This window comes from Pseudomonas sp. RW407 (genome assembly GCF_003176655.1).
GTDB lineage: Bacteria > Pseudomonadota > Gammaproteobacteria > Pseudomonadales > Pseudomonadaceae > Pseudomonas > Pseudomonas delhiensis.
Map to the genome: position 1 here is coordinate 964,951 of NZ_QGSL01000029.1, position 6,538 is coordinate 971,488.

At 69.9% G+C, this 6,538-nt stretch carries 5 protein-coding genes; all 5 read left to right on the forward strand.

The genetic code is table 11. The annotated features are described in order from the left end of the window. Positions 1-72: 72 nt before the first annotated feature. The gene (locus DK254_RS05205; RefSeq protein ID WP_218281401.1) at positions 73-1,464 is read left to right on the forward strand and encodes a PLP-dependent aminotransferase family protein; all 1,392 of its coding nucleotides are present in this window, start codon (positions 73-75) and stop codon (positions 1,462-1,464) included. A gap of 86 nt (positions 1,465-1,550) precedes the next feature. Beyond that, the gene (locus tag DK254_RS05210; RefSeq protein ID WP_109932758.1) at positions 1,551-3,986 is read left to right on the forward strand and encodes a TonB-dependent siderophore receptor; all 2,436 of its coding nucleotides are present in this window, start codon (positions 1,551-1,553) and stop codon (positions 3,984-3,986) included. A gap of 450 nt (positions 3,987-4,436) precedes the next feature. Then, on the forward strand, positions 4,437-4,730 hold the full coding sequence (locus DK254_RS05215; RefSeq protein WP_009619068.1) for a DUF3649 domain-containing protein: 294 nt from the start codon (positions 4,437-4,439) through the stop codon (positions 4,728-4,730). Next, positions 4,727-6,256, forward strand: a complete 1,530-nt coding sequence (locus tag DK254_RS05220) for a PepSY domain-containing protein (protein WP_109932760.1) — start codon at positions 4,727-4,729, stop codon at positions 6,254-6,256. Before DK254_RS05215 ends, DK254_RS05220 begins: the two co-directional genes overlap by 4 nt. Then, a partial coding sequence (locus tag DK254_RS34490; RefSeq protein WP_218281397.1) for a DUF3325 domain-containing protein occupies positions 6,256-6,538 on the forward strand: 283 nt, incomplete at its 3' end. The genes DK254_RS05220 and DK254_RS34490, both read left to right, overlap by 1 nt.

Here is a 6,538-nt window from a genome sequence, read left to right on the forward strand (position 1 = left end):
GGGCGGCCAGTGACAGATCAGTACAATTCGAACAAACTGTCCTGGATTTCTATCGGTACAGTCGAGGTGGCCATGGCCATGACGCGGGTGGACGGGGTGATGCGCCAGGTACGCGAGCGCCTGGCGGCGCGCAGCCTGGTGCCGGGCGAGCGGCTGCCGTCGATCCGCGCCCTGGCGCAGAGCCTGGAGGTGTCCAAGAGCACCGTGGTGGAGGCCTACGAGCGCCTCGCCGCCGAGGGCCTGATCGCCGCCCGGCGCGGTTCCGGCTTCTATGTCTGTGGCCGGCTGCCGCCGCTGTCGCTGGCCGAGATCGGCCCGGCGCTGGACCGCAGCATCGACCCGCTGTGGATCTCCCGGCAGTCGCTGGAGGCCGCCGAGGATGCGCTCAAGCCCGGCTGTGGCTGGCTGCCGCCGTCCTGGCTGCCGGAGGACGAGCTGCGCCGCGCCCTGCGCCAGCTGGCCCGCGAGCCGCAGTCGAGCCTGCTGGAGTACGGCCGCCCCTACGGCCATGCCGGCCTGCGCGAGCAGCTGGCGCGGCGCCTGGGCGACTACGGGCTGCAGGTCGGCGCGCAGCAGATAGTGCTCACCGACGGGGGTACCCACGCCATCGACCTGGTCTGCCGCTTCCTGCTGGAGCCCGGCGACGAGGTGCTGGTGGACGACCCCGGCTACTTCAACTTCCAGGCCCTGCTGCGCGCCCACCGCGCGGTGGCCATCGGCGTGCCCTACACGCCGCACGGTCCGGACATCGAGGCCCTCGGCGCAATCCTGCAGCGCCACCGGCCGCGCCTGTACATCACCAACTCGGCCTTCCACAACCCCACCGGCGCGCAGCTCTCGCCGCTGGTGGCGCACCGCCTGCTGAAGCTGGCCGAGGCCCATGACCTGCTGATAGTCGAGGACGACATCTTCGCCGACTTCGAGCACGAGCAGGTGCCGCGGCTGTCCGCCTTCGATGGCCTGCAGCGGGTGATCCAGGTCGGCAGCTTCTCCAAGACGCTGTCCGCCTCGGTGCGCTGCGGCTACATCGCGGCGCGCCCGCAGTGGTGCGAGCAACTGGTGGACCTGAAGCTGGCCACCTCTTTCGGCAACAGCCCGTTCAACGCCGAGCTGCTCCACGAACTGCTGCGCAAGGGCGGCTACCGTCGGCACATGGAAAACCTGCGCGCGCGCCTGGCCGAGGCCATGGGCGACACCCTGGCGCGCCTGCGCGGCCTGGGCCTGCAGCCCTGGCTGGAGCCGCGCGGCGGGGTGTTCGTCTGGGCGCGGCTGCCGGCCGGGCTGGATGCCGCGGCGGTGTCCCGCGCGGCGCTGGAGCAGGGCATGGTGCTGGCGCCGGGCAACGTCTTCAGCCTGGGCCAGAACGCGCCGGACTTCCTGCGCTTCAACGTCGCCCAGTGCCAGTCTCCGCGGGTCTTCCAACTGCTCGAACGGGCCATGGAACAGGCCCGGCGGGGGCGCTGAAAAATAGTTTCATTTTCTTCTGCAGGTTTTCCACGGTCGTTCGGCCTCTGTGCAATCCCGCCTGTGCGAACGAGGAAATCCACAGCATGTCCCGCTTCCCCAACACGTCGCCGCGCCCGCTGCTGCGCGCCCTGCGCATCGCCACCCTGGGCCTGGTCGCCAGCCTGCCGCTGGTTGTCGCCGTACCCGCCCTGGCCGCCCCGGCCGCGGTGCACTTCAAGGTGCCGGCCGGCAGCCTGGAAGATGCGCTCAATGCATATGCGCGCCAGGCCGGCGTGCTGCTGACCTTCGACCCGGCGCTGACCCGCGGCCTGCGCAGCCAGGGCCTGGAAGGCGACTACCCGGTGGACGCCGGCTTCGCCGTGCTGCTCTCGGGCAGCGGCCTGGCCGCCGAATCCAGCGCCGACGGCAGCTACCGCCTGCAGCGCAGCGCCACCGAGGGCGCCCTGGAAATGAAGGCGCAGACCATCACCGCCCGGGCCGAGGAAGACCCCAGGGGCCCGGTGCATGGCTACGTGGCCAGGCGCAGCGTCACCGCGACCAAGACCGACACGCCGATCCACGAGACCCCGCAGTCCATCTCGGTGGTCACCCGCGAGCGCATGGAAGCCCAGGGCGTGCAGTCGGTGAACGAGGCGCTGCGCTATACCCCCGGCGTGTCCTCCTACGGCTCCAACAACCGCTCGGACTGGTACACGGTGATCCGCGGCTTCTCGCCGACCACCTACCAGGACGGCCTGCAGCTGCCCACCACCATCAACCTGGCCAGCTGGATGGTCGACCCCTACATGCTGGAGCGCGTGGAAGTGCTGCGCGGCCCGGCCGGCGTGCTCTACGGCCAGGGCGACCCGGGCGGGGTGATCAACCAGGTGTCCAAGCGCCCGAGCACCGTGGCCCAGCACGAGGTCCAGGTGCAGTACGGCAGCGATGCGCGCAAGCAACTGGGCCTCGACAGCACCGGCCCGCTGGACGACGCCGGGGTGTGGAGCTACCGCGTGGTCATGGTCGGCCATGACGGCGACATCCGCGACACCCCCTGGGAAGACCGCCGCGTGGCCCTGGCGCCATCGCTGAGCTGGCAGCCCGACGAGGACACCCGCCTGACCCTGCTGGCCAGCTACCTGAAGGACGACAGCAACGCCCAGGACAACTTCCTGCCGGCCTCGGGCACGCTGAACCACAGTGCCTACGGCAAGATCCACCGCAGCTATTTCACCGGCGACGAACACTTCTCCAAGTACGAGAAGGAGCAGTACAGCCTGGGCTACGAGTTCGAGAAGCGCCTGAACGACGTCTGGCAGGTGCGCCAGAACCTGCGCTACGCCCACCTCGACCTCAACGACAACATGGTCTACGGCGTCGGCACCATGGCCTACTGGGGCATGGGCGACGACCGCACCCTGCTGCGCTACGCCGGCATCGAGAACCCCGAGTACAGCCGCTGGACCCTGGACAACCAGGCCCAGGCCGACTTCGCCACCGGCTGGCTGCGCCACACCCTGCTGCTGGGCCTGGACTGGCAGCGCCAGCACACCAGGGACCCACAGGCCTACGTGCTGACCACCCCGCTGGACCTCTACGGCGGCCCGTCCTACGGCCCGGTGGACGCCTCGGCCTTCACCGCCGACGACTGGACCTACAGCGACCAGACCTCGCGCCAGACCGGCGTCTACCTGCAGGACCAGCTGCACTTCGACGAGCACTGGGTGCTGTCCCTGGGCGGCCGCTACGACTGGGCCAGCGCCAGCACCGACAGCTGGAGCACCGCCGCCAGCAGCCACACCAGCCAGAAGGACGAGGCCTTCAGCGGCCGCGTCGGCCTGGTCTACCTGGCGGACAACGGCCTGGCGCCGTACTTCAGCTACAGCGAGGGCTTCACCCCCAACGCCGGCACCGACTACGCCGGCAAGCCCTTCGACCCGACCCGCGCCAAGCAGTACGAGGTGGGCGTGAAGTTCCAGCCCAAGGGCTCGGACAGCAGCGTGACCGCGGCGGTGTTCGAGATCACCCAGCGCGACGTGCTGACCCCGGACACCGACCCCACCCATGTCAACAGCTACGTGCAGACCGGCGAAGTGCGCTCGCGCGGCCTGGAGCTGGAGGCGGTGGGCGCGCTGAGCCGCGAGCTGAACCTGATCGCCACCTACACCTACCAGGACGTGAAGAACACCAAGGCCAACGACGAAAGCGACGGCAAGACGCCGATCAGCATCCCCACGCCGCGCAACATCGCCTCGCTGTGGGCCGACTACACCCTGCGCGACGGGCTGCTCAAGGGCCTGGGCTTCGGCGCCGGGGTGCGCTACAACGGCCGCAGCCCGGGCGCCCCGGACAACTCGCTGAACGTGCCCAGCTACACCCTGCTGGACGCCGCCGTGCACTACGACACCGGCCCCTGGCGCTTCGCCGTCAACGCCACCAACCTGACCGACCGCGAGTACATCGCCGGCTGCTACGACGCCACTCGCTGCATCTACGGCAACGGCCGCAACGTGCTGGGCAGCGCTACCTACCGCTGGTGATCGGTGCGCGTCTGGGGCCAAGGCCAAGCGGCGGATAACGCCTGTGGCGTTATGCGCCCTACGTCGGGCGTTCCCGTGACGTAGGGCGTATAACCGTTCGCGGTTATACGCCGTTTCACCTTGGCCACCGGCCACGCCAAGGTCGAGCACGGAGCGCGCCCGTGGCCAAGGTCGAACCCGGAGCCGCCTTGGGCCAAGGCCAAACGGCGGATAACGCGGAGCGTTATTCGCCCTACGCCAGGCCTACCCGTTTCACGGCCTGGAATACCTGATGGTGCGTATGGCGCACACAGTTATTCACATCTGTTCTTGCGTATCTCTTTCAAATGCGAACGCATTTCATATAAATTTCCGCTTTTGCCTACCCCTGTTCGGGGTGAACTTCTGTCAGCAGGTGAGCACAGCCATGCACCCGTCCGGATTCCCGCCGTTCCAGCCCCAGGTGCGCCCATGAGCAGCAAGGGCCGCTTCGGCGCACAGCTCAGCGCGCGCATCCTGGCAGCGCTCTTCGGCGGCTACGCCCTGGCCTACACCAGCACCGCCTTCCTCAGCGTCTACCTGCCGCTGGCCCGCGCCGACCGCGTGGCCTTCGCCAGCCTGGGCTGCTTCATGGTCTGGGTGGTGGCCATCCTCTACGTGTTCGCCGCCCGCAGTACCTGGCGCGCCTGCCTGGTGCCGCTGGCGCTGAGCGCGCTGCTGGCGCTGGCCGCGTTCCTGCCCCACGACTTCGGGGTGCGCCCATGAGCCTGCGCCAGTCGATGTCCGGCCTGCATACCTGGAGCGGCCTGCTGGTCAGCTGGCTGCTGTTCGTGGTGATCTTTTCCGGCAGCCTGTCGTGCTTCGAGCCGGAGCTGACGCGCTGGATGCTGCCGCAGCTGCACCAGGCGCCGCAGCCGGCGGTGGGCGTGGACCAGGTCCATGCCGCCCTGGTCGAGCGCGCGCCCAAGGCCCATGCCTACTGGATGCTACCGCCGACCGAGCGCGGGCCTTACTGGACCGCCGGCTGGGTGCCCAGCGACCTCAGCGCCTTCCGCTCCTTCCTGATCGACGCCCAGACCGGCGAGGAACTGCCGAAGACCGTCGGCGGCGGCTTCTTCTTCGAGCTGCACTACGGCCTGCACGCCGGCACCCCGGGCATCTACATCGTCGGCATCGCCGGGATGTTCATGCTGGTGGCGATGGTCAGCGGGGTGATCGTCCACCGGCGCATCTTCAAGGACTTCTTCACCCTGCGGCCGAAGGCGGCGCGCCAGCGCAGCTGGCTCGACGCGCACAACGTGCTGGGGGTGGTCGGCCTGCCGTTCCACGTGTTGCTGGCCTACACCGGGCTGGTGATCTTCATCACCCTGTACATGCAGGCCGGCATCAAGGTCGCCTACAAGGGCGATTTCGAGCGCTTCGAGCACGAGGTGCAGCACGCCTTCGAACGCGAGGAGCTGGGCCGACCGGCCAAGCCGCCGAAGCCGCTGTCGCGCATGGTCGAGCGCGCCCGCGAACAGTGGGGCGACGATAGCCGGGTGGGCTGGATCAACCTCGAGCATCCCAACGACGCCTCGTCCATGGTGCAGGTCCGCAAGGCGATAGGCTGGGGCATGATCAACGACCAGCGTACCGTCTCCTTCGACGCCGGCAGCGGCGCGCTGCTGCACGTGCAGCCGCCTTACGGCGGCGGCTACAAGACCTACGCCTGGCTCACCGGGCTGCACATGGCGCAGTTCGGCGGCACCCTGGTGCGCGTCCTCTACCTGCTGCTGGGCCTGGCCGGCTGTGGGATGATCTTCGGCGGCCTGCAGGTCTGGGTGGCCAAGCGCGAAGCCCGCGGCAGCGCCGGCCTGGGCCTGGTGCGCACGCTCAACGCCGCGGTCTGCGGCGGCCTGCCGCTGGCCAGCCTGGGGTTGCTGGCGGCCTCGCGCCTGCTGCCGGCGGAACTGGCCCAGCGCGACCGCTGGGAAATCACCAGCTTCGTGGTGGTCTGGCTGCTGGCGCTGCTGCACGCGGCGTGGCGCCAGGGCAGTGGCCGCACCGCCCGCGAGCAGGCGCTGGTCGCCGCCGTGCTGGCCCTCGGCCTGCCGCTGCTGGGGCTGTTCGGTCCCGAGCCGGGCCGCCTGACCAGCAGCCTGGCCCGCGGCGACTGGCTGCTCGCCGGCGTCGACCTGGCCCTGCTGCTCAGCGGCGCGCTATGCGCCGCCCTGGCCTGGCGCCTGGGCCGCCCGCGGGCGCCCGAAACCAGGGCGCGCCGCCGTGAACGCGTGGAAGGGGAGTACGCCTGATGCTGCTGGTCTTCGGTCTCAACCTGCTGGCGATGACCGCCGCCTGCCTGGGGCTCGCCCGCCACCACCGCGAGCTGTTCGGCAGCGCGCCCAGCGAGGGCCGCGTGCGCCTGCTGCGCGGCGTGGCGCTGGTGGACGGCGGCCTGGCAGTGGCCTATTGCATCCACCTGCTGGGCATCGAGCTGGGGCTGGTCTACTGGGCCTGCCTGCTGATGCTCGCCAGCATTACCCTGGTGGCCCTGCTGGCCTGGCTGCCACGCCTGGCGCTGCCGGCGGCGGCGG